Annotated in this window: 31 protein-coding genes, 1 pseudogene and 1 riboswitch; of the genes and pseudogenes, 19 read left to right on the top strand and 13 right to left on the bottom strand. The window is 64.1% G+C overall.

Annotated elements, in window-relative coordinates; genetic code table 11:
• The first annotated feature begins 296 nt into the window (after positions 1-296).
• Both X730_RS140300 and X730_RS140305 read left to right on the top strand, forming a co-directional pair.
• Positions 297-1,178, top strand: a complete 882-nt coding sequence (locus X730_RS140300) for a DMT family transporter (protein WP_023735468.1) — start codon at positions 297-299, stop codon at positions 1,176-1,178.
• Positions 1,179-1,287: 109 nt separating this feature from the next.
• Positions 1,288-2,484 (top strand): hypothetical protein, encoded by a 1,197-nt coding sequence (locus X730_RS140305; protein WP_031197290.1) that lies wholly within the window; start codon positions 1,288-1,290, stop codon positions 2,482-2,484.
• A 191-nt stretch (positions 2,485-2,675) separates the two neighbouring features.
• On the opposite strand, the gene X730_RS1000000166670 is transcribed toward X730_RS140305, so the two are convergent.
• From X730_RS1000000166670 to dinB, 3 genes are all read right to left on the bottom strand, one after another.
• Positions 2,676-2,774: a hypothetical protein gene (locus tag X730_RS1000000166670; protein ID WP_023684816.1), complete on the bottom strand. Its 99-nt coding sequence runs from the start codon at positions 2,772-2,774 to the stop codon at positions 2,676-2,678.
• Positions 2,775-2,833: 59 nt separating this feature from the next.
• Positions 2,834-2,932, bottom strand: coding sequence for a hypothetical protein (locus X730_RS1000000166665; RefSeq protein WP_023695511.1), 99 nt, complete (start codon positions 2,930-2,932; stop codon positions 2,834-2,836).
• Between the two features lie 285 nt (positions 2,933-3,217).
• A complete protein-coding gene (dinB, locus tag X730_RS140310; RefSeq protein ID WP_023827277.1) occupies positions 3,218-4,459 on the bottom strand; it encodes a DNA polymerase IV in 1,242 nt (413 codons plus the stop codon).
• A gap of 233 nt (positions 4,460-4,692) precedes the next feature.
• Here dinB and X730_RS140315 point away from each other — a divergent pair, with 233 nt between their 5' ends.
• The 3 genes from X730_RS140315 (at position 4,693) to X730_RS140325 (ending at position 5,977) form a co-directional block, all read left to right on the top strand.
• The gene (locus X730_RS140315) at positions 4,693-4,929 is read left to right on the top strand and encodes a hypothetical protein (RefSeq protein ID WP_023689015.1); all 237 of its coding nucleotides are present in this window, start codon (positions 4,693-4,695) and stop codon (positions 4,927-4,929) included.
• A 152-nt stretch (positions 4,930-5,081) separates the two neighbouring features.
• Positions 5,082-5,489: a hypothetical protein gene (locus X730_RS140320; protein WP_023693868.1), complete on the top strand. Its 408-nt coding sequence runs from the start codon at positions 5,082-5,084 to the stop codon at positions 5,487-5,489.
• A gap of 266 nt (positions 5,490-5,755) precedes the next feature.
• A complete protein-coding gene (locus X730_RS140325) occupies positions 5,756-5,977 on the top strand; it encodes a hypothetical protein (protein ID WP_031197288.1) in 222 nt (73 codons plus the stop codon).
• Positions 5,978-6,377: 400 nt separating this feature from the next.
• On the opposite strand, the gene X730_RS140330 is transcribed toward X730_RS140325, so the two are convergent.
• Entirely contained in the window at positions 6,378-6,707 is a 330-nt protein-coding gene (locus X730_RS140330; protein ID WP_023827275.1) for a hypothetical protein, read from the bottom strand.
• 160 nt (positions 6,708-6,867) lie between these two features.
• Between X730_RS140330 and X730_RS140335 the strand changes: the two genes are divergently transcribed.
• The 4 genes from X730_RS140335 to X730_RS140350 all read left to right on the top strand — a co-directional run bounded on the left by X730_RS140335 (position 6,868) and on the right by X730_RS140350 (position 8,487).
• Entirely contained in the window at positions 6,868-7,170 is a 303-nt protein-coding gene (locus X730_RS140335) for a hypothetical protein (RefSeq protein WP_023827274.1), read from the top strand.
• Between the two features lie 342 nt (positions 7,171-7,512).
• Positions 7,513-7,842 (top strand): DUF1236 domain-containing protein, encoded by a 330-nt coding sequence (locus X730_RS140340; RefSeq protein ID WP_023670359.1) that lies wholly within the window; start codon positions 7,513-7,515, stop codon positions 7,840-7,842.
• Between the two features lie 97 nt (positions 7,843-7,939).
• The gene (locus X730_RS140345; protein WP_023670360.1) at positions 7,940-8,155 is read left to right on the top strand and encodes a hypothetical protein; all 216 of its coding nucleotides are present in this window, start codon (positions 7,940-7,942) and stop codon (positions 8,153-8,155) included.
• A 92-nt stretch (positions 8,156-8,247) separates the two neighbouring features.
• Positions 8,248-8,487, top strand: coding sequence for a DUF2934 domain-containing protein (locus X730_RS140350; RefSeq protein WP_023695508.1), 240 nt, complete (start codon positions 8,248-8,250; stop codon positions 8,485-8,487).
• Between the two features lie 156 nt (positions 8,488-8,643).
• Here the strand turns inward: X730_RS140350 and X730_RS140355 are convergent, their stop codons facing one another.
• Together X730_RS140355 and X730_RS140360 are read right to left on the bottom strand one after the other, a co-directional pair.
• Entirely contained in the window at positions 8,644-8,895 is a 252-nt protein-coding gene (locus tag X730_RS140355) for a hypothetical protein (RefSeq protein WP_023684826.1), read from the bottom strand.
• 370 nt (positions 8,896-9,265) lie between these two features.
• Positions 9,266-9,562: pseudogene (locus tag X730_RS140360) on the bottom strand (GSU2403 family nucleotidyltransferase fold protein); the annotation flags it as partial.
• 198 nt (positions 9,563-9,760) lie between these two features.
• Positions 9,761-9,873: riboswitch (TPP riboswitch) on the top strand.
• Between X730_RS140360 and X730_RS140365 the strand changes: the two are divergent.
• The 4 genes from X730_RS140365 (at position 9,864) to X730_RS140380 (ending at position 13,353) form a co-directional block, all read left to right on the top strand.
• The gene (locus X730_RS140365; RefSeq protein ID WP_023670364.1) at positions 9,864-10,472 is read left to right on the top strand and encodes a YkoF family thiamine/hydroxymethylpyrimidine-binding protein; all 609 of its coding nucleotides are present in this window, start codon (positions 9,864-9,866) and stop codon (positions 10,470-10,472) included. Its footprint overlaps the riboswitch before it by 10 nt.
• 255 nt (positions 10,473-10,727) lie before the next feature.
• Positions 10,728-11,570: an ABC transporter permease gene (locus X730_RS140370; RefSeq protein ID WP_023831086.1), complete on the top strand. Its 843-nt coding sequence runs from the start codon at positions 10,728-10,730 to the stop codon at positions 11,568-11,570.
• Complete coding sequence (locus tag X730_RS140375) at positions 11,567-12,349, top strand: ABC transporter ATP-binding protein (protein ID WP_023695506.1); 783 nt, start codon at positions 11,567-11,569, stop codon at positions 12,347-12,349. The genes X730_RS140370 and X730_RS140375 overlap by 4 nt, the downstream gene beginning before the upstream one ends.
• Entirely contained in the window at positions 12,346-13,353 is a 1,008-nt protein-coding gene (locus tag X730_RS140380) for an ABC transporter substrate-binding protein (RefSeq protein ID WP_023672481.1), read from the top strand. Before X730_RS140375 ends, X730_RS140380 begins: the two co-directional genes overlap by 4 nt.
• A gap of 168 nt (positions 13,354-13,521) precedes the next feature.
• Here the strand turns inward: X730_RS140380 and X730_RS140385 are convergent, their stop codons facing one another.
• Positions 13,522-14,184 carry a S24 family peptidase gene (locus X730_RS140385; RefSeq protein ID WP_023672482.1) on the bottom strand — a complete coding sequence of 221 codons (663 nt, stop codon included), beginning with the start codon at positions 14,182-14,184 and terminating at the stop codon, positions 13,522-13,524.
• Between the two features lie 80 nt (positions 14,185-14,264).
• Here X730_RS140385 and X730_RS140390 point away from each other — a divergent pair, with 80 nt between their 5' ends.
• The 3 genes from X730_RS140390 (at position 14,265) to X730_RS140400 (ending at position 16,293) form a co-directional block, all read left to right on the top strand.
• Complete coding sequence (locus tag X730_RS140390) at positions 14,265-14,639, top strand: hypothetical protein (RefSeq protein ID WP_023672483.1); 375 nt, start codon at positions 14,265-14,267, stop codon at positions 14,637-14,639.
• A gap of 86 nt (positions 14,640-14,725) precedes the next feature.
• Positions 14,726-15,418 carry a hypothetical protein gene (locus X730_RS140395; protein WP_031197286.1) on the top strand — a complete coding sequence of 231 codons (693 nt, stop codon included), beginning with the start codon at positions 14,726-14,728 and terminating at the stop codon, positions 15,416-15,418.
• A 275-nt stretch (positions 15,419-15,693) separates the two neighbouring features.
• Positions 15,694-16,293, top strand: coding sequence for a DUF6456 domain-containing protein (locus tag X730_RS140400; protein ID WP_023751861.1), 600 nt, complete (start codon positions 15,694-15,696; stop codon positions 16,291-16,293).
• Positions 16,294-16,358: 65 nt separating this feature from the next.
• Here X730_RS140400 and X730_RS140405 read toward each other — a convergent pair whose 3' ends face one another.
• Positions 16,359-16,667 carry a hypothetical protein gene (locus X730_RS140405; protein WP_023693854.1) on the bottom strand — a complete coding sequence of 103 codons (309 nt, stop codon included), beginning with the start codon at positions 16,665-16,667 and terminating at the stop codon, positions 16,359-16,361.
• 203 nt (positions 16,668-16,870) lie between these two features.
• On the opposite strand from X730_RS140405, the gene X730_RS140410 reads away from it, so the two are divergent.
• Entirely contained in the window at positions 16,871-17,755 is an 885-nt protein-coding gene (locus tag X730_RS140410) for an NmrA family NAD(P)-binding protein (protein ID WP_050588153.1), read from the top strand.
• A gap of 57 nt (positions 17,756-17,812) precedes the next feature.
• Here X730_RS140410 and X730_RS01000000164780 read toward each other — a convergent pair whose 3' ends face one another.
• Together X730_RS01000000164780 and X730_RS140415 are read right to left on the bottom strand one after the other, a co-directional pair.
• Positions 17,813-18,580 (bottom strand): hypothetical protein, encoded by a 768-nt coding sequence (locus tag X730_RS01000000164780; RefSeq protein ID WP_155922513.1) that lies wholly within the window; start codon positions 18,578-18,580, stop codon positions 17,813-17,815.
• Between the two features lie 147 nt (positions 18,581-18,727).
• Positions 18,728-20,002, bottom strand: a complete 1,275-nt coding sequence (locus X730_RS140415) for a DUF763 domain-containing protein (RefSeq protein ID WP_023689001.1) — start codon at positions 20,000-20,002, stop codon at positions 18,728-18,730.
• A 244-nt stretch (positions 20,003-20,246) separates the two neighbouring features.
• Between X730_RS140415 and X730_RS140420 the strand changes: the two genes are divergently transcribed.
• Positions 20,247-21,239 (top strand): HNH endonuclease, encoded by a 993-nt coding sequence (locus X730_RS140420; protein ID WP_023702917.1) that lies wholly within the window; start codon positions 20,247-20,249, stop codon positions 21,237-21,239.
• Positions 21,240-21,289: 50 nt separating this feature from the next.
• On the opposite strand, the gene X730_RS140425 is transcribed toward X730_RS140420, so the two are convergent.
• On the bottom strand, positions 21,290-23,245 hold the full coding sequence (locus X730_RS140425) for an acyltransferase family protein (protein WP_023712494.1): 1,956 nt from the start codon (positions 23,243-23,245) through the stop codon (positions 21,290-21,292).
• A 461-nt stretch (positions 23,246-23,706) separates the two neighbouring features.
• On the opposite strand from X730_RS140425, the gene X730_RS140430 reads away from it, so the two are divergent.
• The gene (locus X730_RS140430; RefSeq protein WP_023688994.1) at positions 23,707-24,060 is read left to right on the top strand and encodes a cupin domain-containing protein; all 354 of its coding nucleotides are present in this window, start codon (positions 23,707-23,709) and stop codon (positions 24,058-24,060) included.
• A 763-nt stretch (positions 24,061-24,823) separates the two neighbouring features.
• On the opposite strand, the gene X730_RS140435 is transcribed toward X730_RS140430, so the two are convergent.
• Complete coding sequence (locus tag X730_RS140435) at positions 24,824-25,651, bottom strand: metal ABC transporter permease (RefSeq protein ID WP_023685454.1); 828 nt, start codon at positions 25,649-25,651, stop codon at positions 24,824-24,826.
• Entirely contained in the window at positions 25,635-26,429 is a 795-nt protein-coding gene (locus X730_RS140440; protein WP_023735454.1) for an ABC transporter ATP-binding protein, read from the bottom strand. Before X730_RS140440 ends, X730_RS140435 begins: the two co-directional genes overlap by 17 nt.
• Positions 26,430-26,446 lie beyond the last annotated feature (17 nt).

Genomic DNA, 26,446 nt, shown 5'->3' with positions numbered 1-26,446 from the left:
ACTCCACAACAAACCGTAGCCGCTCGTCCATGATGCCAGTCTATCGCCAAACCATCGCCGGTCCTCCGGCGGACAAGAAAACTGTCACCCATGCTATCGGTCCATTCTGTTACCTATCTATCCGGTTCGGACACCGCCACCTTCTCCCCCGATCGACGGGGGAGAGGAAGGGCGTCGGCGTTCGCCTCCCACCCTTGCCCTATCAACAGCCCGCTCGTGCCACACGACAGCCAGGCCCTTTATCCCTATCTCCAGCCTGCGCTACGGCCTGCTGGTCGCGCGGGGAGGGACTGGAATTGACGTCGACGCCGATTGCCTCAGCTGAAGCGAAGGCCTTGCCGATCGGCGCGTTGCTTGGCGCCATGGTGTCGATCCAGATCGGTGCCACCTTCGCCAAGGGCCTGTTTCCGCTGATCGGCGCCAATGGCACCACGGCGCTGCGGCTGGTCGTGGGCGCGCTGATGCTGGCGGCGGTGCTGAGGCCGTGGCGGGTGCGGCCGTCGCGCGCCGTGCTGCCCTGGCTCATCGCCTACGGCGTCAACCTCGCGGCGCTGAACCTTTTGTTTTACGCAGCGCTCGCCAGAATCCCGCTCGGCGTCGCGGTGGCACTCGAATTCTCCGGCCCGCTGCTTGTGGCGACGCTGTCGTCGCGGCGCGCCACCGACTTCGTCTGGGTGGTCCTGGCCGTTTCCGGCATATTGCTGTTGTCGCCCTTCATCCACTCCGGCAGTGCACTCGACCCGCTCGGCGTGATGCTGGCGCTGGCAGCCGGCTGCTGCTGGGCGCTCTACATCGTCTTTGCGCAAAAGGCGGGCGCCGAGCTCGGCAGCCAGACCACGGCTTACGGGCTGGTCATAGCCGCTGCCGTCGCCCTGCCGTTCGGCCTCGCCGAGGCGGGTACCGGCCTGATCGCACCCGCGATCCTGGTCAGCGCGCTGCTGGTCGGGCTGTTCTCCAGCGCCTTGCCGTTCTGGCTGGAGATGGTGGCGCTGACCCGGATGCCGGCCAGGCTCTACGGCACGCTGACTTGTCTGGAGCCGGCGCTGGGCGCGCTGGCCGGCTTCCTGTTCCTGCACGAGATCCTGAGCCCGTTGCAATGCGCGGGCATCGCCGCCGTGGTCGTCGCCGCCTTCGGAGCCGCGCTGACCACCAGGCCGCCGGTGCCATCGCCGGAATAGGTGCCTGAAATGGGTATGTGACGCCGATGCCGTGTCCGCCAGTCCCGTGTCCGGTTGCTCAAGCGCCTGCAGCATCGATATATGATCGATGCATGCGCAGGAGATCCAGATGCCGACAGCATTGCTTGAGCCGTCCGTGATCAAGGCAATACTCCTTGTCGGGCTCGCCGCTGTCGTTGCGGCTTTGGCCTGGCGGCTGGCGCGGTCTCGTCGCAGAGCCCGGCTTCGTGAAGATCCGGCCAACGACTACGCCGTGCGCCGCGACTGGTCGGGCAACCACGGCAAGCTCAATCATTCGTCCTTTGTCTATTTCGATGCCGATCGCGACGGCTGCTACGGGCTCGGCGACCGCCCGATGGCCGGCATCATGGTCAGACTGCATGATGGCCACGGCCGCTTCGTCGCCGCGGCGCGGAGCAATCGCGGCGGCTTTGCCAATTTCCTGGCGTCGACGAAACGTCGCGCCGCGCCCATCCATGTGCCGGGCAGCTACCGCTTCAGCGTGTCTGTGCCGCCCGGCTGGCGCTCGAGCAGCGCCAACGAGGTCCAGTCGCAGCACCTCCGGCCGCTGCCGGGCTCGCCCACCGGGCTGGTCTCGGAATCAATGCTGCAGCCGGTCGGCCTGTTTGCGATACGCCGGCTCAGCGGCCGCGTAGCGGACGGTGTCTCGGCGAGCATCTCGGTGATGGCGAAAGGGCAAGAGGTGGCGGTGCATCCGCTCAGCGATGGCTTCCGCCTCGATCTGCCCGATGACGCCGACGCGATCGAAATCACCGGCGGTGGCATGGAACGACGACTGGCCTTGTCGGCCTACCCGACCGAACTCGGCCTGCTGTCGCCCGAGAACGCGGCTGTCGACAGCGCCGCGTCCTTGCAGGCCATCGGTTTCGACGATGTCACGACGCGCGGCCTGCGCAAGGTGCCGTCAGGTTATGCCGGGTTGACCTGGTTCAACCTGAACGCACTGGCGCGCGATCATACCGAAGGCAGCGAAGGCTACGTCAACGGCAATATCTCGGGAGACCATGTCTGCTATACGAGCAGCGGACACCCGGCCGAATTCTCGAGCGACAAACCGTTCGGGTTCCATTCCGTGATGCTGACAGCGGCATGGTTGAAGTCCGAAGGCGAAACCGCACTGGTCGAGAGCTGGCTTGGCGACCGGCTGATCGCCAGCGACACGATCGTCCTGTCGGCACTGGCGCCCGTCCACTATGCGCCGATGCTGGCGGCGGTGACGCGCGTGCGCCTCTCCACGAGTCACTACTGGCAGCTCGTGCTCGACGATCTGGTGGTTGTGCGCTGAAGCGTGTCGCGATTAATCGGGGTGAAAGGGTTTATCGCGGATTGGAAGCACCGTTCGCGGTGACCTGCGAGAGCTTGCCTTTTTTGACCAGCACCGGTTTCAGATAGGTTTTCTTCATTTTCCACTCTCCACGTCGGGCACCCAAAGCCCTGTTCCCGGCCAGACGGCACGAGGCGTCGGATAATCGGCTGCTAGACTGCGACCGGCCCGGAGCCGTTACCATTGTCGGCTGTAACCTGCGAGAGCTTGCCCTTCTTGACCAGCACCGGCTTCGAATAGGTCTTCTTCATGCCGCATCTCCAGTGTCAGGCGAGGCCGCCAGATCAGGCGACAGTCCGACTCAACGACCTCACTCGATCGGGCCGGAACCCGCTCCATTGGCGAGCGCCGTTACCTGCGAAAGCTTGCCTTTTTTGACCAGAACAGGCTTCGAATAGGTTTTCCTCATAGTGAATCCTCCAAGCTTACGCGATAATGCCAGACGGATCGGCACTGTCAACCTTCGCGGCCTCGCTGTCCCATCCCGGTTTTTCTTGGCGCCGATGCGCTAACTGCAAGTCCACCTTCATCGACAAAGCGTTGTTCTTGGGCGTGCATGGCGTGGCCGGGTTGCGGTGCGAAAAATGTCCGAAACTGCGGCGGGTCTGGCCTGGTTGGTCGGCCTGCTCAAACAGAGCGGCAATGCAGCGCGGACTGGCCCAGCCTAAACATTGGCCTTGCCGTCGCGCCGCACTCACAGTTCCTTTTCCGCCAGTTCGCGGAAGGCATCGGGAACCGAGCGCCGGGCTTCCAGCGCCACGGCGCCATAGCCGACAGCCTCTCTGCCAAAGCGCTGGCGGATCTTGTCGATGGCGCGGTCGGCGCCAAAGCGCGCCAGGCCTTGCCTGCTGCCGGGTCGCTGCTTTTCATCGGCAAGCCCGAGCGGCAGCTCCAACTGCAGCTCGGCACTTTCTTCCAGCTGCGACACCGAGATCGCCAGCAGCGAGATGGTCTTCTCCCGAGGGTTGGCGGCCAGCACGCCGCGCACCAGCTCCCCGGCGATTTCGGCCAGCATCGCGGTTGCCGAAATCGGTTGCTCGAGCGTCAGCGAGCGTGTGACCGCGTGCAGATCGGCGAAACGCACGCGCACCGTCACCGTGCGCCCGGGCCGTGATTTCGCCCTGAGCCGGCTGGCGACCCGGTCTGCCAGATGCAGCAGGACGGGTCCGAAGATACGCGCCTCGGCCGGCCGTCTGCCAAGCGCCGACTGCGCGCCGGCGGAATGCGACCGCCTGTGGGTTTCGAGCTTTCGCGAGTCGCGGTTCCATGCCAGCGACGCCAGCTTTTCGCCGGTGGCGGGCCCGAGCAACCTTCGCAGCGCCCCGCTATGCGTCTTTGCCAACTGGCCGATGGTCTCGATGCCGATCTCGGCCAGCCGCGCCTTGGTCGCCGGGCCGACGCCCCACATCAGGCCGACCGGCAGATCATGCAGGAAGGCAAGTTCGGTGTTCGGATCGACCACCACCAGGCCGTCGGGCTTGGCCACCTGCGAGGCGATCTTGGCCAGATGCTTGGTGCGCGCCACGCCGATCGAGATCGGCAGGCCGAGATCTGCCCGGACGCGCCGACGCACCGTGGCGGCGATCTCGGCCGGCGGCCCGAACAGATGCGTGCAGCCGGCGACGTCGGCAAAGGCTTCATCGATGGAAATCCGCTCGACCAGCGGCGTGAAATCGTCGAGCACCTTGATGGCGGCGTCGCCCAGCCGCTGATAGTCGGCGAAATGGCCGCCGACGAAGATCAGTCCGGGGCAAAGCTCGCGCGCGCGTCGTCCGGGCATGCCGCCACGCACGCCGAAAGCCCTGGCTTCGTAGGAAGCGGCAAGCACGACGCCGCCGCCGACGGCGATCGGCTTGCCCCTGAGCGCCGGGTCGAGCAACTGCTCGACCGAGGCGTAGAAGGCGTCGAGATCCGCATGCAGGATGGTGGGCTCCATCCTGACCGTTCCCTTTGCGGCGTTGCAGCATTAGCCGCGTCTGTTGTGAGAGGCGTTTTTGCCGAACAAATAGAGAACAAACAGGGCCTATTGTCAAGCGAAGCCGTTGTCGCTGGCCGGCCCGTTCCAGGTCGGGCTGTCGAGTGCTCCGCCTGGGCATCGGACCTGCGGAACATTGTCTCTCGCCTCGGCGTTCATATCCGCGACGGGACGCTGTTTTTGTGGAGGCCGGTATGGGCCAGTTCGAGATGATCGACCTTGTCAGCGTCGTTGACGCCTGCACGAGCGATCGCGTTGCCGGGCACTGCGTGTCAATGGCCAGGGCGGTGGAGGAGTTGCGAGTGCTGACCGGTGATTTCGTATCGCCGGACGAGACGGTGGCCAACGCGCTGTCGGCAGTGGCGCTGGGGCGCGGCTGCGCGGTGGTGTTTGACGAGCGAGCGGGCGCCGACATCTTGCTGACGCCGTAGCGGGGCGGCGCCGGGTTGTGGCAGCCAGAAGAGTCGAACAGCGTGCAAAAAGCTGTGCAGGCATGGCCCATAAGCGGGGCGTGGAAAATTTCTGCGCGTGGTGTATTCTCCAGGACGCAAGCGGTCGCAGACCGCATAGGGGGAGAAATGACATGCCGAGGGTTTCGGAACTCTTTTTCAAAACTGCCATCTTGTTCCTGATGTTGGGGATTGCGGCCGGCCTGCAGATGGCGATCTCGGGCGACCACGCCGCTTTTCCGGCGCACGCGCATATCAATCTGCTCGGTTGGGTGACGAGCGCCATCTTCGGCGGCTACTACGCGCTCAATCCGCAAAAGGCGGCGCGTCGCGTCGCCATGATCCACTACGGGCTCTACACTCTCGGCTTGGTGATCATGCTGCCGGCGCTGTACGTGATGCTGCAGGGAAACCCGGCGCTTGAACCGATCGTCGCCGGCGGCTCGCTCATTATCGCCGCTGCCGTTCTGGTTTTTGCTTTCGTGGTGTTTTCGCCCGAAACGGCGCGCTCGGTGTCCGGCGTGGTTCCGGCCTCTCGCTGACTTTTCGCGCGCGGCGATCAAAGTCCGACCCGCGTTCGCGACCCGCGACACGGGTTGGCCAGGCCGATGTCCGCAGCCGCTGGCTGCGGTGTCTATCGCCGCGTCGGCGCTTAACATACCCGAGTCCCACCACGTATTATTTCGTGACTATTTGGCGCCGGAACCTTCCCAGATATCGCGCGTTGCGGCGACTGTATTCGCGCTGCCTTATATATAGGCAGACTTGAGTACGTCCACAGCATGGGTTGGGGGAGGAGCAGGACACCATGTCGAACAGAGAAATCGGAACGTCGGCCTCACTGGGCCGACGCATCGCCGATCTGAAAGCCAGGATGCGAGACGCCAGCGTTACTGAACACGAGATGCAGACCTTCCAGAAGGTCGCTGCCATCATGGGGGGTGTCGAAGGCTCCCTACGCCTCGACGCCGACGACTTGATCGCGGCGTCCTTCGTCACCGAGGCGCTCGGCGATCCCGCGTCGAATTGAAGCCATGCGCCCGTCGGCACTAAGTGCCGGCGGTCGATGGCCCGTTTCGCCGGTCGTCTGCGATACTGGAGAGTGTGCGCACCGCCCGCCGCGGCGGACGATCTCTTGCGCACTTGAAGATTTCAGGCGAGCGGCCTCAACGGCGCTTGGAACATTGGACTTCGCGTTCGTGCTCTCGGCTGCCTCGCGGCTGTCGAAGGTGTGTCGCCGTCGCCGTCCAGTCCTTGACCACAAGGGCTAAATTTAACCAAACCGCCGAGGCGCCTTAAACGAAGGATCCGACCGGATCCTTCGAAATATCAATCGCGATGCTCCGGCATCGCCTTCAGCTCATCCTTGGTCCAACTGGTGACGGCGTGGACGTGCCGGGAAACCTCTCGAAAGTCCGCGGTCGCTGCCCTTACACCTCGTCGAACGGGCCGCCGCGCCTCGCCAGGTCGTGACCAATGGCGGCTTCCTCGGCGTCGTCGGGCAAGGCATCGTCACTGTCCTGGTAGGGGTTGTCGTCATCCTCCTCGGGCAATTTGCCTTCCTTCTCGACACCGGTGGTGTCCGGCAGGCTTTCCTCATCTGCTCCGTCGGGCAGGACCGTTGCGCCACGCAGCGCATCCCAATCCTGCCGGCGCGGTTTCGGCGCTTCCACTTCGTCATTGGCGATCCTGTCGCGGGCATCGTTTTTGCTCGGTGGCGCCTCGACCTCGTCATTGGGTTTTCTGTTTCGTTCTTCCATGATTGCCTCCTCTGGGCGGCTTTGCGTCGAGAAGGTGGAACTCACTTCCGGCTGTCAGGTTCCGGCAACCACTCCATCTCCGTGGAACCAATTGCCGCCAGTCTGCTTTGCCAAGGACTAGTCTGCTTTGCCAAGGAGATGAATCCAGAGGAGCTGGACCATGAAGACTTTCCCCCTCATCCCATGCGTGCTGCTCTTGGCGCTGGCCGACCCGGCGGCTGCGCAGGACAATGGCGACCGGAACGGCCCTCCCGCGCCTTGCCAGGCGCAGCCTCAGGACGATGCTCAGAAGCCGCCGGTCGCCAATGGCGGTGGCGAATCGACCAGCACGCTCGGTCCCTGCGGCGGCGTGCTGCAGCCGCCGCCCAGCGGTGACCAGGGTATGACGCAGCCGCCGCCGGACCAGGGCAAGACGCCGGTGATCAAGCCTGGCGAGGTGCCTGCGCAGCCGCCGAAGCAATGACCTTTGCTTGAAACTTCACGGCGTGGCACGAAGGCGGTCGGTTCCGGTCTTGGCCGGGCGACGCGGTCACCGGATCAATGCAGGCGCCGGCCGCGATCGCCACCGGAATTTGGAGCCGTGCATCATCCACGTCGAAGGTCTCCTGAGGGATTGTGCTTCAATGCGAATCTTGCGGGTGCGGGTTCTGCTGGCATGACCGGGAAGCCGATCAATTTAGTCTCCGCTTGCGGAACAAGACCGTACCGGCTGCGTTTGCCTCCAGGAGCCCGCCACCTCGATCTGCGCTGTTTTCGCCTCATGCGGGAACACGGCGGAGCTCGCCAACAACGACAGGAGACGAAGATGAAAACCATCCTTATTCCCGCCGTCGCCGGGCTCGCCATGATCGCTGGTATCGGCATTGCCGCCGCCGACGAGGTCATCGTCACGCAGCCGGCACAGCAGCAGGTGATCATCACCCCGGAACAGCGCACGGTCGTGCACCAGTACGTAAAGAAACATCCGCTTGCCTCGGTCAATCTGCTCGGCGTCGAATTGAATGTCGGCACTGCCTTGCCTGACACTGTCGAGCTGCAGGAGGTTCCCGACGTTCAGTACAGATACGCCGTCGTCGACAACCATACCGTGTTGGTCGACCCCAGCACGCGCAGGATTGTCGAGGTGGTCGAGTAACGCTCGACAACCTAACCATTCATCGGTGATACGGCCCTGTCGTTCTTCCCAAAGGGCGGCAGGGCCGAATGACGAACATGATGAAAGGAGAATTGCGATGTTGCCGCATGTCGAGACCCCGAACTCCGCCAATGTTGCGGCGTGTTGCGACAAGTTGCTGGCCGAGCGCAACACGGCGCTGTTATCGATGAAGGAAGCGATCGCGCTCCTGCGGGAGCGCACCGGCACCGATCGTTCGGATGCCGACCTCGCGGGGCTGATCGTCAAGAAAGCGGCGCTGCTCGGCGTTGCGGTGATTTCCGACCCGCGCTGAGATGTCTCGTCACTCAAGACGCCGGCCGAATTTTCGGCTAATGTTTTCGTGGAATCTGGACCAACCGACCGGACCCAACCACGGAGGCTTAAGTGACGGACGACAAACAGGACCGCATTCGCCAGCGCGCGCACGAGATCTGGGAAAAGGCCGGCCGGCCTGAAGGCGCGCATCAGGAACACTGGGAGCAGGCCACGGCTGAAGTCGATGGCGCGGTCGCCAAGCCCAAAAAGGCGGCGAAGAAAGCTGACGCCAAGCCCCCCAAGGCAGCCGCCAAGCCAAAGGCGGCGAAGCCTGCCGCCGCAAAGTCCGGCAAAGCCAAATCGAAATAAGGCCAGAAATAAGGCCAGTCGAAATAAAGCAAGGCCGGAATTCGCTGGCCGGGGCCATCCTTGGCGCCCGCCGTTCAGGCGCGCCCGAGCCTCTCAACCTGACGAATTGCGCCTGCGACGGGCAGCGCAATTCCTTGTGTTTGGCGACAGGCGCCCTCATGCCTCCCAGGCATAACTCGACAGCGCAAAGCGAATGCCGGCAGCTGTCATGGCCAGTTCGCATTCGGTGATCTGGCGCAGGTGGCGCAGATAGCGCGTTACAGTCTGTGGCAGCCAGCCGGCGCAGGCCTCGACATAGGCGCGGCTGTGAACAAGGGTGCCGGTCGACAGCCTCTCGTCCTTCTCGGCAACGACTTTCAGATATTGGCGGATGAAGCGGATGTCGTCGGCGATGTCTTGGCTGGCCATTCGCCAAGCCCCGGCGAGGCGTTCGCACTGATCGAATGACAAGGGCAACAAAGGGGGCGGCAATAAAGGCGGCGGCAACAAAGGCGGCGGCAACGACGGGGGTGACAGCAAAGGCCGAGAGAGATCGGCGAAGGCAACATGGTTCGCTGTGCTCAAGGACATTCCTCTCTGCGAAAAGAGATATCGTACTTTATGTACGAATAAGCGTCAAGCCAATTTCGTACGGTTGGGACGATGGAAATGAATATAGCAGCGGTCGCTTCAGCTAATCCCGCATCGTGAATCCTTCAGGAGTCGCACCAATTTCGCGGAGGGATTTCCCCAGGATGGTGTGACTGTTTTCCCTCGTGGCGGCGTCGAACAGGTTCAAGCCGCCCCGGATCGTCTCGCGCCAGTTTTCGCCCTTGTCCCACGCTTCCATGAAGGCGAAGGCAAGGTCGTCCTGGCGACGCGTGGCTTCGAGCGCTTGGGTCAGCAGGCGCGCTTGATGGAGATCCTTCTCCCGCTTGGCGCCAGCGCTCGGCCCGCGTCGCGAGGCGACGATCAGCTTGTGGATGGCGTAGCGCTGGGGCGAGGGGACCAGCACAGGCAAGCCCGAGCGATGCAGGAGCACAGTCCGGATGGGGTCGCGGATAAGGAAATCCAGAAACCGTAAGGGCTGCGCGGAGTCTCTGCCGTTTTCTTATAATTACGTTTATCAGCTTGAATTTCAACGCAGTTATAAGAAGTTCGTGGAAACGTTATAACGCAACGAACTGACGAGTCGTCTGTTAACGCCCGGGCGCCCGGCACGTCTGGCCCAAAACACTTTCCCGCAGTGCCTCAACAAACGGCTTCCCCAATGCCGCGAACGGTGCTTTAACCCGCCCATCCACAGGGGTGCTCCGTATCGTCGGGGCTGAGATGAGGGCGGCAAGCCTTCGGACCCTAAAGCTGATCTGGATAATACCAGCGGAGCGAGGCGGGCGATGTTTTCAGGCGCACAGATTTCCCTTTATCCCATGACCGACGATTTCGTCGGCGTCATCCTCGGCGCGCTCGGCGCGCTCGATCCCTGGCGCGACCGGCTGCGGATCGAAACCGATGACATCTCGACCCTTATGGTCGGGCCGCCCGAGGTGCTGTTTCCCGCCATGCGCGACCTGTTCGTCGCGGCGGCCAAAAGCGGCAAGCACTGCGTGCTTTCGGCGGCGGTCTCGCGCGGCTGTCCGGGCGAGCCCGACGATCCGATCTGCCGCTCCGACGAGACCGGCGGCCCCGCCATTCCGCTGGACGAGCGCAAGATCGCCGCGATCCGCGCTGTCCAGGCCACGCCGTCGACCGGCCAGCCGGTGGCGGCGCAGTTCTCGCTCTACGTTATGGGCACGGGCGACCATATGGACGAGATCTACGGCTGCATCGATTTCCTGAAACAGTCCGGCGTCTTTGAGCGCTCAAAGAACTTCTGCACCAAATTGCGTGGCGATGCCGGTGCGGTGTTTGCCACGCTCAACGAGGCCTTCTGCCGCTTCGGCCCCGGCGCCGGCCACGTCACCCTCGACATCACGATCTCGGCGAACAGCCCGAGCGCCGTCTGAGCCGCGGCTCAAGCGTCGTTCCTTGAGGATATTGCCGTGGCTGGTTTATCTGACCCATTGCGTGGAGGAGATGCCTCTGACCCCTCAGCACAGAGAGGAGGGGAGCCATTGGCGATTGGCGAAGACCGCGATGCCCACGAATCTCCCCCCTCGAGCAGGAGATGGCCGGCAGGCCAGAGGGGGTCCCAGCGCGTGGAGCGCCGACGTCCTTTTCGCATCGGCAAGGCGTGGGCGCTCTATGCGAGACGACCCCCTCTGTCGCCTTCGGCGACATCTCCCCCTCGAGGGGGGAGATTAGCCGCAGCCATCGCCAAGACCATCCCCGCCGCCTGCGCCTCCGCCCTGCTCCTCGCGGCGTGGGAGCTCTACGCCCGCTATGGTGGCGCTGCGCCCACCATGCTGCCGGCGCCGTCGCGCGTGCTGCAGCAGGCCTGGGAGCATCGCGCTGCCCTTGCCGACAACACGCTGCCCACCATCCGCGCCACATCAGCCGGCTTCGCCTGCTCGTTGGTCGCTGCCTTCGTGCTTTCGGCGCTGGTCGATTTCTTGGCCCCGCTGCGCCGCGCGCTGTTTCCGCTGCTGATTATCAGCCAGACCTTGCCGCTGGTCGCGATTGCGCCGCTCATCGTACTGTGGTTCGGCTTCGGGCTGATGCCAAAAATCTTGCTTGTGGCGCTCGTTACCTTCTTCCCGATGATGGTGGCGCTGGTCGAGGGTTTTGCCGCGACCAGCAAGGCGATTTCGCAGATGCTCGCCACCATGGGGGCAGGGCGCTGGCGCATCTTCTGGCTGGCGCGCCTGCCTTCGGCGCTGCCCTATTTCTTCGCCGGGCTGCGCATCTCCATCACCTACGCCGTCGTCGGCGCGATCTTCGCCGAATATGCGGGGGCGGCGAAGGGGCTGGGCATCTACATGCTCAATGCCAAGAACAACTTTCGGCCCGATCTGGTGCTCGCCGCGGTCGCCGTCAGCGCCGCGCTCACGCTTGTCTTGTTCGCCATTGCGGTGCTCGTCCAGCGCTTCGCCATGCCTTGGGAGAATGCAGGGAGCGAAAGCCGCGACGGCAAGGTTGAAGCTGCAGAAGAGAACCGTCAATGACGCGGCTCGAACTCCGGGACATCAGGAAGAACTTCGGCGCGCTTGAGGTGCTCGCCGGCATTTCGCTTCATGTCGCGGCCGGCGAGTTCGTCTCCATCCTCGGCCCTTCCGGCGCCGGCAAGTCGACGCTGTTCCAGTTGCTGACCGGCGCGCTGAAAGGCGAGGGCGACATGCGCTTCGACGGCGCGCCATTGCAGGGCAGCCCCTTCGCCTTCATGCCGCAGCGCGACGCGCTGATGCCGTGGCGGCGCGTCATCGACAATGTGACGCTGGGGCTGGAAGTGCAGGGTCTTGGCCGCAAGGCGGCGCGCGAACGCGTCGCGCCGTTGTTCGCTGAGTTCGGCCTTGCCGGTTTCGAGCGCGCCTGGCCGGCCGAGCTTTCCGGCGGCATGCGCCAGCGCGCCGCCCTTTTGCGCACCGTGGTGCAGCAGCGCGACATGCTGCTGCTCGACGAGCCCTTTGGCGCGCTGGATGCACTGACCCGCGCGGGTATGCAGCGCTGGCTGGAAGGCATGTGGCAGCGCCAACGCTGGACGGCGCTGCTGATCACCCATGACGTGCGCGAAGCCGTCTACCTCTCCGATCGCATCTATCTGATGTCGGCGCGGCCGGCCCGCATCATCGGCGAGATTGCCGTGCCGCTGCCGCGCCCGCGCACCACCGGCAGCGATGCCGCGCGCCAGGCCGCCGCGCTCGAAGCCGACATCCTCGACACGCTGCTCAATCCCGGGACTGACCGGGGCTTGTTTCCGCAGACCGCTCAAAGGAGTTTTTCATGACCGAATTCACACGCCGGCAGGCTTTGCTGCTGACGCTGGCTGCCGGACTGCCGCTGGCCTCGCGCGCTCATGCGGCTGCGCAAAAAATCACCGTTGCGCTCGACTGGACGGTCAACACCAACCATGTCGGCCTGTTCGTTGCCCGCGACAAAGGATTCTACAACGAGGCCGGGCTCGATGTTGAGATCCTGCCCTATGGCGATACTGGCGCCGGCACGCTGGTCGCCAACCGCATCGCCGATTTCGGCATTGCCGGCGTTGGCCTGTTTACCCAGCGGGCTGCCGGCGCCGATCTCAAGGCGGTCTACGCCGTGGTCCAGCAGGAGACCGGCCGGTTGGTCTTCAACGCGGATCGCGGCGAGATCAAGAGTCCCAGGAATCTCGACGGTCTGACCTATGGCGGCTTCGGCAGCGCCTGGGAAAACACGCTGATCTCGACCATCATCCGCCACGATGGCGGCAAGGGCGTTTTCGAGACGGTGACATTAGGCACCTCGGCCTATGAGGCGCTGGCCAACGGCTCGGTCGACTTCACGCTGGAGGTCTCGACCTGGGAAGGCGTCGCTGCCGAGTTGAAAGGCGTCAGGCAGCGCGGCTTCCGCTACGCCGACTACGGCGTGCCCGACGAGCACACCACCTTGATCGCCTCCAGTGATGCCTATCTCCAGGCAAATCCAAAGGCGGCGTCATCCTTTGTCGAGGCGACGCGGCGCGGCTACCAATTTGCCTGCGATCACCCGCAGGAAGCCGGCGATCTGCTGATCGCTTCCAACAAGGATGCGCTGACCGACCCGGCGCTGATCCACGCTTCGCTGAAGATGCTCGTCGACGGGCACTTCCTCAGAAGCCAGGCCGGCGTCATCGGCACCATCGACAAGGCCAAGATCGAGGCGATGGGAACCTATCTCTTCAACGCCGGCATATTGCTCGATGGCGATGGCAAGGTTCTGAAGGAGAAGCCGGATTTCGGGGGGTATTTTACGAACGAGTTTTTGGGCGCGTAATCTCCCCCCTCGGGAGATGTCGCCGAAGGCGACAGAGGGGGTCGGTACGTCCTGACGCGACTTCCTATCGCGGACAGAGGACGTCAGCGCCTTACGCGCGGCGACCCCCTCTGGCCTGCCGGCCATCTCCCCCTCGAGGGGGGAGATTGCGCCTCACCGCCTTCTCCCTCACATATCGATCATCGAGCGCTTCACCCGGCCGATGATGGTGATGGCGCCTTCGAGCGCCGGCGGCGGGATGTCCATGTAGGAGGCCGGCTGGAAGGGCGGGTTCTCGTTGGGGCGGTAGCGCTTGTAGGTGGCCTGGCCGGATTCGTCCGAAATGACGTAGCAGCCATTGGTCACCAGCCGCTTGTCCCTGAGGTTGACGAAGATGATCGAATCCGGTGGCGAGATCTTGTTCATCGACGGGCCGTCGACGCGCAGAGCAATCCATTGGCCCTGCTCCAGATCGGTGGTGGGGATGGTCGGATAGTCGCTCAGATTGACCACCATGTCCTGGCTGCCGAGTTCGCCGGCGCTGATCCATGAGACGATGGGCACATCGACGGTGGCCAGCGACGGCATCGGGATCTGCCGGCCCGACTCGTCAAAGCCGAAATGGCCCCCCGCAAGGCTGCCGCCGTCACCGTTGAACAAGAGCCAGCCGGGATCGACGCCGAACAGGCGGCCGTATTTCTCCGCCGCCTTGCGCGACAGCGGCCGGTTGCCGTTCTCGTGACTGATCAGCGTGTTCTTGTTGATGTCGCGCAATGCCCGCGCGGCGTCGCTCGGCGAGGCATAACCCGCCTCCGCCCGTGCCTGCTGCAATCTGTGCCTCGGTTCCTGCATCGTACAAATTGCCTGAAATTTATCGTCCAATACGTACGATTTCGCTTGCGTACGTTTCGTACATATCGTACGCTTAGCGCATGATCGAACAAACCGCAAGCGTTTCCGCAGGCATCCTCAGCTTTCTCCCATCGTCCGGGCTGTCCTCCTCCCCGGTCCGGACGCAAACCGGGGCTCTTGCCCCGGATCCGGTCGAACCGTCGTTCCCCCGATCGACCGGAACGGCCGGAGCCGCTCCTCTCCCGGCTCCGGCCACCTCTTCGGCCCATGGCGCCGCCGGTGCGCCAAGGGCTGTTTCCGGCGGGCAGGGCCTTTCCTGCATCCGCACGGAAGATGGCACCGTCATCCTGTTCGACCGGCTGACGGGCAGGGCGGTTTCCGCCCTCACCAAAGCGGCCGCCGAAGCCGCCTTGCGACATCTCGCCGGCTCGCTGCCGGCCGCCAGTATCGGCTGACCGCACCGACCATCCGCTCTGATTTTTTCCCGTGGGCCCTCGGGGCCGGCGCTCGGCCTTTGCGCGCGCAATCAATGGATACCGACATGACTGCCTATACCGACACCGAATTGCAGGAGATCGCCGTCTGGCTGAGGGATGGCCTGTCGGCCACAGCGATCGCCGTCCGCTTCACGGCGCTGCGCGGCAGTCCGGTCTCGCGCAATGCCATCATCGGCATCGTCCACCGCAACAGCGCGTTAAAGACCATCGGCTTCGCCAACCCCAGAGGCGGCAGGTCCGGCGGCCGACCGAGGAAGAATGCGACGGGGAAGACTGCGGCAAACGAGAATACCGCCAAGAGGAATCCGCCGGCGCAGCCAAGCAAGCTCGTAAGGGAAGTAGGAGTTTCGAAGCAGGCCGCGCCGGTCAAACCGGCCGCCAAACCGAGCCGTCAGCCATCGGCCAGGCCTCTGTTGCCAGCCCGTCCGGCGCCCTCGATCCCGGGCGAAGGACGGCTGGTGGTGGACGGCGAAATCTACCGCTTCAATGTGCCGGCGCCGCGCCCTGCCTCGCTCGGGCGTCAGCCGCATGTCGCCGCCATGCGCTTCATCGACTGCCTGTTCGACCGCTGCCGCGCGCCGCTCGACCTGACGCTGGAGGAAGACCCCGACAACGATGCTCCCGGCAGTCGGCCGGGGCTCGAGATGCTGTGCTGCGGCCTGCGCACAAGGGCGCTGAAAAGCTACTGCGAATATCATCAGACGCGTTTCCACCGACCTGTGGCGGAGGTGGTGTGAGCGGCTGGGCTCCGTTCCTCGCCTCGGGAACGACATCACCAATGATCGAAAGGTCGGCGGGACAGCGCCCCCCTCTGGCCTGCCGGCCATCTCCCCCTCAAGGGGGGAGATCGGATGCCACCACGGCATTTGCCGATCGCCGGCGTTGCAAGTCAGCGACATGACCAAAGCTGCCAATCTCCCCCCTTGAGGGGGAGATGCCCGGCAGGGCAGAGGGGGGCGCGAAGGAACGCCAACCTTCCGGCTCAACAACCCAATCCCACAAGGATCCCCCGATGAGCAAAAAAACCGCGCAGAAACGGCAGCCACCAAAACTCCCCATAGGCGAAGCCGAGCAGGTGCGCATCCGCCGCGAGATCGGCCATGATTTCGCGCTGAAGGACGATCGCTTCGGCCGCAAGCGGTTGAGCGTCGGCACCGAAGAGGCGCGGCGCGTCTACGAGGTCTCCAATGACGGCTACACCGCGACCGGCGGCATCGTGCGGGTGCGCAATGTCGATCCGCTGGTCGGCATCACCTCGCTGACCCGCCAGCAGCGTGAGGCCGGCCAGCGGTTTCGCGACGATTTCGAGCGCGCCTCGCGTGACGGGCTGCGGCCGATGCCGTGGGAAGAGCGCATTGACGGCGGCCGCATCAATGGCGGCATCCCCGACCGCGTGCTCAACGCCGGCCGCGCCCACACCCATGCCATCGCCGCCATGGCCCACTGGGAAGTGGCGGAGGTGGTTCGCAAGATCTGCCTCGAAGGCCAGTCGGTGAAGGCGCTCGCCGAACGCACCGGCGAGGGACGAGATGTGGTGGTGAAGCTGTTGAAGGTCGGGCTCGACCTTTTGGCCGTGGGTTACGGGATGATGCTGATGCGGAAGCCGCGATAAGGCCGGCAGCCGCGCAGGAAGCGGCCGGCCGGCAGATGCCGGCCGACCGGTTTCACCCTATCGGATCACCGTTCGCAAACGCGAATTTCCTCGACGATCCTGTGATGATGGCGCCAATGCTTGACCAACTCTATACGGCAATGGCGATGGTGCCTGTGATACCTGTGGTACCTGAAGCCGTTGTCGTAGGCATCATACTGGTAGTAGGGGCGAGGAGCGTAGCGATCGTAATAGTCGCCATAGCTGTCATTGTAGTCATCGTCATAGTAGCCGTTGCCGATGCCGATCACGACGCGCCCGCCGGCATTCGCCGGGGCGATCATCGCCGCCGCCGCAGTGATAGCGATAGCCGAAGCAAGCAGGAGCTTTCTCATAGCTGCCTCCTATTCAAGGTTGCGCTAATATAACTCGCTGGGCACGACCTCGTTCCATAATTTTGCAAGATGCGAACGACCCCTGCGCCGTGCATTGCGAGGAAAGCCGGCGTCACCTCCTGTCAGCATCGTCCCCCGATTTTTGAACCCTTCGCCGCCCCAGCCATTAATCCGGCATGAATCAGCAAGGGAAGGACGAGACCATGCATGTCATTCTTGGAGGTACCGGCCATGTCGGCTCGGCGGCGGCAATGGCGCTGTTGCGGCAGGGCGAGGATGTCACGGTGGTGACGCGCGACGAGTCGAAGGCCGCATGGTTGGTTGAACAGGGCGCGGAGGCCGCGGTTGCCGATGTGCTCGATGTCGAGGCGCTGCGTGAAGTCTTGCGGCGCGGCAAGCGGGCGTTTCTGCTCAACCCGCCGGCCGATCCATCGACCGACACCGACGCCGAGGAGCGCAAGACGGTTGGCGCCATTGCGGCGGCGCTGGAGGGCTCCGGCCTCGAAAAGCTGGTGGCGGAATCGACCTACGGCGCGCAGGCCGGCGAGGGTGTCGGCGATCTCACCGCCCTTTACGGCCTCGAGCAGAAGCTGAAGGCCCAAGCCATTCCGGCAAGCATCAACCGCGCCGCCTATTACATGAGCAACTGGGATCAGGCCCTGGAGACGGCGCGGCGCGACGGCGTCATCACCTCCTTCTTCCCGGCGGATTTCGAGCTGCCGATGGTGGCGACGCAGGATCTCGGCGAGGCCGCGGCGAGACGTCTGCTGGAGCCGGCGGACAAGACCGGCACGCACTATATCGAGGGCCCTCGGCGCTACTCAGCCGCCGATGTCGCCGCAGCCTTCAGTGCGGCGTTGCGCAAAAACGTGCGCGTGGTCACGGTGCCGCGCGAGCGCTGGACAGAAACCTACGAAAAACTCGGCTTCTCCAAAACGGCGGCCGAGTCCTATGCCCGCATGACCGGGGCCACGCTGGACAAGCCGATGCAGCCGGAAAACCCGGAGCGCGGCACGACCAGCCTGGAAAGCTATATTGCGGCGCTGGTCGAGGGCCGGCCGGAAGACCTGTTGAAGGGTGCCGCGTAAAGTGAAGGGTTGCTGTTGAGAAACAGGCGCTTCGACGACCTACGTGGCCCGCTATTCCTATTGCCTGACCGTTCGGCAGTTGCCCGCCGGCGGCGTGGTCTTGCAGATATCGATGGAGGTGCGCGTGTCGCCGTGACCGGTTTCGGTTATCAGATTCAGGTCCAAAAGTTCGTATGTCATGAGGTATCGTATGCTGTCGTCGGGTGTTTTTTGCATGGCCGATACGATCCACGAACCTGCTTTCATCTCGGTGAAATAGCTGTCGACCTTGCGTTCATACCATTTGGGTATCGGAACGAGGACGATGGTCTTCTTGCCGTGGATTTTCTTGGCGGCCGGCAGCATGATCCGGTGAATGCCGACAAAGGCGCGGCTGTCTGCCAGGCGCCGTACGCCGCCCGCAAGAACCATCGTACAAGCTGACGAACAGACTGCGCCGACGGGGTTGGCGACGCCGAAGCGGAGGTCGCCCGGCCCGCAGGCTTTTGTGTCTGGCGCGCATTCGGAGAACTCCGTCTTGCCAACCATCGTGTCGAGCCCGCTGGCGCGGATCATATGGCCAAGCGCCATCGCCGCATCGGTCTCGCCGCCCGGGGAATTCAACGCCAAAGGCAATTTGCGGGGGCCGAGTTTTTTCAGCAAAGCCTTCAGCAAAGCTGGCGTGCCGGCCACGATGTGACCTTCCGCCGAAATCCATTCCGGGCATGTCGGCTCGCATCCTGGCGTGCTGTTGCGTACAACGACGAAGTGCATCGGCGGTGTATATGCCAGTATGGCAGGCTCAGGCGTCGTTTGGGCGATCGCGCCGCCAATCGCCAGCAGCACGAAAACCAACGTCCATGCGAATGTCTTCATGCCGAGCCTCGCCTGGCAGAGCATCACTTGAGAAATGGGTCTTTGCAAGCATTATCAAAACAAGCCGAGCACGTGTTTCTATGGGCCGCGCACTATCTCTGCATGATGGACAGGCAGCTACTGGCGGCCCCTGTCTGAACCGTCGTCGCTTTCCGCCGCCCCCTCCCACCCGAACACACTGCGCCCTCCAAGCAGATGCGACTGGTCGAACTCGCCGGCGACGATCTCCTTAAGGCTTGGCCCGGTGACGTAGCGCTCCAGCCGCCGCGCTTCGCCATCCAGCCGCTGCAGCGCGCCGAGCTCTTCCTCGCGGCCGAGCTTGGCCTTGCCGACGGCCGATTTCAGCACCGCGATCGTCTCGTCATAGACTTTCAGCGGCACCGGGAAGGGGTGGCGGTCCTTGCCGCCATGGGCGAGCGAGAAGCGCGCCGGATCGGAGAAGCGGCAGGGCGCGCCATGCACCACTTCCGCCACCATGGCCAGCGCCCGCACCGTGCGCGCGCCGACGCCGGGCACCAGCAGCAGCTCGGGAAAGTCGGCCGGCCCGCTTTCGATGGCGGCGGAAATGTTGCCGTGCAGCCGGTGCATGACGATGTCGCTCTCGCGCACGTCGTGATGCGCCGGCATCACCAGATTGGGCAGCATCGGCTGCGCCGCCGGTTTCGCAGGCGCTGCTTTCGGCGGCGGCTCCAGCACGGCAAGCTCGTCGAGGATCCGTTCCGGGCTCATGGTCTTCAACAGGTCGATCTGGCCGCTACGTGACGGCGCGGCGCGATGGTCGGTCAGGTTGACGATCTCGCCCTGCCGCTCGCCCTCGATCGCCGCATGCGGCTGGTCGACGAAGCTTGTCAGCCCTTCCGACAGCCAGTGATAGCGCCGCGCCTGGCGGCTGTCGCCGTTCATGCCTTGCTGCACCACCACCCAGCGGCTGTCGTCGGTGACGATGAAGCCGTGCAGATAGAGGTCGAAGCCGTCCTGCACGGCCGCACTGTCCACTTTGGCGACCAGGCGGCTGGCGGTGGCGAGTGCCGCGCCATCGATGCCGACGCGTTCGCCGATCGCGGTCAGCTCCTGCGGCGTCTTGCGCGAATGCGCGCCGCGCCCGCCGCAGACATGGATGCCGAGCTCGCGCGACATCGGGTTCAGCCCGCGCTTCAGCGCGCCGACGACCGAGGTGGTGATGCCCGAGGAGTGCCAGTCCATGCCCATGACGGCGCCGAAAGACTGGAACCAGAACGGATGCGCCAGCCGCCGCAACAGCTCGTCGCGGCCATAGTGATGGATGATCGCCTCGCACAGCACAGCGCCCAGCCGCGTCATGCGATCGCCCAGCCATTTCGGAACCCGCCCGCCATGCAGCGGCAAATCCGCACTGCCGCTTCGCTGCGTCAAGTGAAAGCTCCGTGGCTAAGGCGCACCGGCGGTGCGCCTGTGATCTAGATGGCATTTGGGGGGCGATTTGCAAGTGGGGTGGGGGCGGCGACTATCGTCGCCCTACGCTCTTCTTGGCGTCTCGCCGAAAGATGCAGTTACGCCGCCTGTCGCACCTGGCAATAAGGTCGGCTCCATGCTTGTAGGCGAGACAGGTCTCGAATAGAGCTTACCCAGCCGACGGCAACTATTAAAATCAAAAACGATGTCGCAATTCTGGTGGGTAAATCACAGTCAGACCGCCTGCCAAGAGATCGACGGGCAATATCTCTGGTCGCCCAAAACTCAGAAGAATGGGGCACGCAGCGAGTTCTACAAAAATATGCGTCGGGCGACACCTGGTGACCTCGTGTTGTCTTTTTTCGGTCAAGCCGTGCGCTATATTGGTCGGGTAGCGGAGTTTGCATTCACAGCACCGAAACCACCGGAGTTCAAGAACACTGGAGCCAATTGGAACGAGGAAGGTTGGCTTCTCCCGGTGTATTGGGCGCCGCTCCTGCCGACGGTGCGCCCGTCGGACATAATTGGCGAATTGGGTCCGCTTCTGCCTCCCCGATATTCGCCCATCGACCCAAACTCCGGATCAGGCCGTCAAAACGCCTATCTCGCGAGCGTATCGCAAGAGGTGTTTCACACCATTGTCGCGGGTACAGCTTTCGACCGCGAAGCTCTGAGGCGTGGTGGCGCAAACAGTCTCACTTTCGAAGTCGTCAATGAAATTTTAGAGGACGTCGTTGAGCGCCGTATCCGAGACGACCTCCAACTCGAGGACACTGTAAAGACGAGCGTCATTCAAGCTCGTCGCGGCCAAGGTAAATTTCGTTCCAATGTCGAAGCCATGGAGCGCTCGTGCCGACTCACAGGGGTCACCAATCCCTCGTTGCTGATTGCAAGCCACATCAAGCCTTGGCGCCTATGCGCTTCCGCGCAGGAGCGCTTGGACGGCATGAACGGGCTGCTCCTCACGCCAGATGCCGACCACCTCTTTGACCGTGGCTTCATCAGTTTTGAAGATAGCGGGCAGGTCCTCATATCCCAGCGCGTCGACAAGACTGATTTGCGGCGGCTCGGTTTCGAGCAATTGGTGATGCAGAGTTTCGGCTTTGCCGAAGCCCCCGCCGTCTGGCGCACTAGCACCTTCACCCCGCCGCAGCAGGCTTACCTCGCTCACCATCGAGAGGATGTGTTTGTGGCATAGCTCGCATCAACTGAGCGGTCAGCCGTCAGGTCCCCCTACCTCGCCGCCCCCTAAAACACCGCCTTCTCCAAGACCGGCTCCAGTGATTCAGCAAATGGCGTCGCCAGGTGGTGTCGGTCGCGGAAGGCGAGTTGGCCGTTGATGAACACGTGGCAGGTTTGGGCGTCGCAGAACTGGCTGGTCAGGTCGACATAGGTGGCGCCGGGCACGCTGCGCACGACGTCGCGCTCGGCCGCGGCGATGTCGTCGTTCGCCGCCGCGTCCCTCGGCGTGTCGCAGACTTCAGGCACCTGCCCGCGCCACAGCGCCCGCGCTACGCATTTGTCGGCATAGCTTCCATTGTAGGGAACGTCCCGGATTACCGCGACCTTGATCCCGGCCCGGCTGAATGCCGCCAGCGTCCAGCGCAGGCCGGCCTTCCACTCCTCGTTCCAATCGGCGTGCTTCAGTTCCTCGGGCGATTCCTTCATCACATTGCCGATCGAGAATTCCGAGATCACCACCATGTGCGGGTGCAACGCGATAATGTCCTTGACCGATTGCTCCCGCCACTGGTCGCATTCGGTGTAGTCGCGCTTCAGCCGCCAGTTCCAGGTCGTCACCCGCGAGGCACGGCAGGACGATTTGAGATAGGTGACGAGGCGATAATTGTTCTTGGCCGCCGCGTCGATCAGCGGCGTCGACCAGTGGTCGGCATGCGAATCGCCGAACAGCGCAATCGAGCGCCCGGCGTCCTTGTTGCCGAACACGCAGGCCTTCGGCGTCACCGTCTCAAAGGAGAGAATACAGCCGGCCGCGCGCGCCGTGGACGGCTGCGCGGCGCTGGCGGCAATGCTGCGCTGCTCAGGGTCCAGATCGTGGACGGCAAGCCTGGCATTGGCGTAGGCGGCTGCGACGCCGGTGCCGGTCAGGAGGACGGCCGGCACCAGCGCCCGCGCCGCACTGGCCATCAGCCAGCCATTGCGGCGGATCGGGTTTTCGATGACATGATAGGTGAACCCCGACAGCGCCAGCGTCAGCGCCAAGCAGCCGAGCCGCTGCAGCGGCGAAAGTTCCGGCGTCAGCATCGTGGCATACACGATCACCGGCCAGTGCCAGAGATAGAGCGAGTAGGAGAGTTTGCCGACCCATTGCAGCGGCGCCAGCGCCAGTGCCTCGATCGGGCTTTTCTTAGCGCTCTCCTGCTGCGCGTGCGCCGCTCCTGCCAGCAGCAACAGCACGGTGCCGGCCACCGGCACCAGGGCGAGGAAACCCGGGAAGGGCGTTTCGTCGCTGAAGGAAAGATAGGCGCCGGCAATCAGCGCTAGGCCGAGCCACGCCAGCGGCGTGGCGAGCCGCGGGCGGTTTTGCCAGACTTGCTGCGGCACCATGCTGGCCAGCCCGCCGGCGGCGAACTCCCAGGCGCGTAGCGGCGAGAAATAGAAGGCCCAGGGCTGCGAGACCGTGGTGAGCCACGCGCAGACGGCGAACGAGACGAGGCCGGCAATGCCGATCACCAGGATCGCGCCGCGCTTGCCGGGGCGCAGCCATGCCGCCAGCACAAGCAGCGCCGGCCAGGCGACATAGAACTGCTCCTCCACCGACAGCGACCAGAAATGGACAAACGGGTTGCTGGCCGCATCGGCGGCGAAATAATCAAACGACCAGCGGATCAGCCACAGATTGATCATGTAGGCCGAGGCGAACATGGCGCCTTTGGAATAGAGCGATTGTTCCTCCGGCGACAGGATGAAGGCGCCGGCCACCAGTGTGGCGAGGATGACGAACAGCGACGCCGGCAACAGCCGCCGAGCGCGCCTGGCATAGAAGCGCCACAGGTTGAGCCGCCCGGTCTCGGTGATTTCGGCAAGCAGGTGTTTTGTGATCAGATAGCCCGAGATGACGAAGAAGATGTCGACGCCGGTGAAGCCGCCGGGCAGGCCGGTGAAGCCGAAATGAAAGGCGATCACGCCTGCCACCGCCAAGGCACGCAGTCCTTCGATATCGGGCCGGAACGATGCTGACACGATTTGCCACCTCGTGCTGGTGCATGACCCCGCCTCGGCGAGTAACGATCGCGCCGGGATCATACGTGCGGCAGCTTTGCGCCCAACGGGACACGGCGCTGCAACCGTTCACAGTCGGACCAAGACTCCGCCCTATGGGTCGATATCGCAATGCAACAAATCTAACGCAGTGCAACATTGGAGGAGGCGACGCCGCTGATCTCCCCCCTTGAGGGGGAGATGGCCGGCAGGCCAGAGGGGGTCGGTTCGACCGGACTCGGCCCAATCCTGCAAGTGAAGGCAGGCGCTCCACGCGCGGCGACCCCCTCTGTCGCCTTCGGCGACATCTCCCCCTCGATGGGGGAGATTAGGTCCCCGCCTCCTTCGCCAAATCTCCGACATCCGGGGTCGGCCCTTGCGTTGCCCCCGTCACACGCATCGGCTATCCAACCGGCAGCCATGCAATTCAAACGGAGCCTCCCATGACCAACACCACCATTTTCAAATTCGGCGCTGTCGAGCATGCCGAGGGCGGCGACTTACCGGGCTGGATCGTTGTCGCGGGCCGGCCGACCATGCAGACCGCCGTGCAGCACACCACCGCCGACGGCAAGGTGCTGTCGGGCACCTGGCGGGCCTCGCCCGGCACTTATCACGCCACCTACACCGACTATGAGTTCGTGCACATGATCGCCGGCCGCATCATCATCACGCCCGATGGCGGCACGCCTGTCGAGGTCGGTCCGGGCGATGCGTTCGTGGTCGAAGCCGATTTCAAGGGCACCTGGCAGATCCTCGAGCCGGTAACCAAGCACTTCGTCGTCAAGCTTGCTTGATCGACGTAGTCAAGCTTGCTTGATCGACGTCGCCAGGGTCGCCTGATCGGCTCGTCGTCAGGCTTGCTTGATCGCGTCGTCAGGAGTGCCTGATCGGTGCCGATACACGTCGGCCGGCGCGGTTCATCGCCAGCGTCCCCCTCGCCCAGCAGGGGGAGGGGGACGTAGCGAAGCGAATATCGGTTAAGAGGGCGTCACCTCGTTCGCTTCGAACCGATGCGGATCGAAAAGCTGAGACGATGGCGTTCTGCGGAGCCTGGTCGAGATAACGCAGGCCAGGACTGCTGCCGGGTCGCCGGCGCGTCAGCCAAGAGCGAGCGGCGCACTTCGAGAGTGCATGCCGCCCGTCCGGCGCCGGGCCGTCAATGCTGTTGTTACGAAACCCCCCAGCCCCGTCTCAACCGCCACGGCCATGGCGTGACCCATGGCTTGCTATACGCATGCAGCACCGCGGTCTGTCAACGCCGCCCGCGATGGCCGCGGGGGGTCGCCTTTGCACCTCCCGGCCAGCTTCCAACCGGCCGCGCGGACGCCATTCGCCGCTACAAAATGCGCTTGAAATGGCGGTTTTCCGGGTGTTCCGGCCGCTCCGGAGCGGCCCTTTGGCGCGACAGAGGTCGCGATCTAGGCGATTGGATGAATTTGTCTTTCGCGGCTGAAACGTTTCAGGAGCCGATTTGTAAACCTGACTTTTTTTGGGTGTATTTCCCTCACGTCAGTTTTGCACTCCAGCCGGCCCGATCGACCCGCCGGAGGGCAAGCCTCAGGGGCCGGCGTCGGCGCTCTGAGTCTCTCGGACCGACGGGCGCCGGACCATGCCGCTGACGACATAGGCCGCCGCGCCCAGCGCCGTGATCCAGAAGCTCGTCGGCCAGTCGGTCAGGAAGGCGAGCGTCAGGCTGATCCAGGCGATGATCACGGCAAGCGCGATGGACGTCAGCACGCCGGCTCCGACGCCGCTGGTAAGCCTGAGGGCGGTGGCTGCAGGCGCCACCATCAGCGCGAAGACGAGCAGCACGCCGACGATCTGCACCGCCTCGGACGTGGCGACGGCGACCAGCACCATGAACAGGGTCGAGACAAGAGTGAGCGGCACGCCGCGCGCTTCGGCGAGTTCCGGCTGCAGGCTGGCGAACAGCAGCGGCCGCGCGATCAGCAAAAGCGCGACAAGGATCGCCACCGCCAGCACCGCAAGCACGATGACGGTTCGCAGGCTGATGCCCAGCACATTGCCGAACAGCACGTTGGTCGCCTGCGAGGCGAAGGCGGTGTAGAAATGCAGAAACAGCAAGCCCAGGCCGAGCGACAGCGTCAAAACGATGCCGATGGCGACGTCGCGATGCGCGCGTTCGCCGAGCAGGCCGATGCCGATGCCGGCGGCGACGGTGAACACGGTGAGGCCGAGAAACGGCGACAGCCCGATCAGGCCGGCGCCGGTGGCCCCGGGAAAGCCGACATGGGAGAGCGCATGGCCGGCGAAGGTCTGGCCCCGGAGCACGAGGAAATAGCCGACCGCGCCCGAAACGATGCCGACAATGGTGCAGGCATAGAAGGCGTTGCGCATGAATTCATAGTCAAAGATCGTGGACATGCGCCCCGCTCTCCAGTTCGACATCGTCGGCCATGACGAAGATGCGGCCGGCAACCCGCACCACATTGATATGCGTGCCATAGAGTTTCGACAGCACCGGACCGCTGATGACCTCGTCGACGGAACCGATCGCCGCCTTGCGGTTGCCGAGATAGAGCACGCGGTCGACGGCGCGCAGCAGCGGGTTGATCTCGTGCGAGCAGAACAGCACGGCAATGCCGAGCCGCTCGCCGATGTCGTGCACCAGGTCGATGATCGCGCGCTGATGGCCCGCATCGAGGCTGATCAGCGGCTCGTCGAGCAAAAGCAGTTGCGGATTGCCGATCAACGATTGCGCGATCAGGATGCGCTGGCGCTCGCCACCGGAAAGCTCGCCCAAGGGACGGCGCGCGAGGCTGCCGGCGCCCACCTCTTCAAGTGCCTTCCACGCCGCCTCCTTCTCGGCAGCCGATGCGACGGGCCAGCCCCAGCGATGCCCGCCGGCGGCACTCAGCACGAAGTCGAGGCCGCTGACGCCGACATCGCCAAGCGCGCGCCGCGCCTGCGGCATATAGCCGATGTCGGCGTTGCCGCGCGTCGGCGATTTGCCAAGCACCGAAATGGCGCCGCCGGCCGGTTTGATCAGGCCGAGAATGGCGCGCAGCATCGTCGTCTTGCCGGCGCCATTGGCGCCGAGCAGGCCGACAAAGGCGCCTTGCGGTAGAGAAAAGGAGACGTCGGATAAAACCCGGCGTCCCCCATAGGTCAGCGTGACCTTGTCGAATTCGATTGCGTTCATTTAGTCACATTCATTCG

The organism is Mesorhizobium sp. L103C131B0, from assembly GCF_000502275.1.
Taxonomy (GTDB): Bacteria; Pseudomonadota; Alphaproteobacteria; order Rhizobiales; family Rhizobiaceae; genus Mesorhizobium.
Note: the sequence above shows the minus strand (reverse complement) of the source record. Positions and strands in the feature narration are given on the sequence as shown.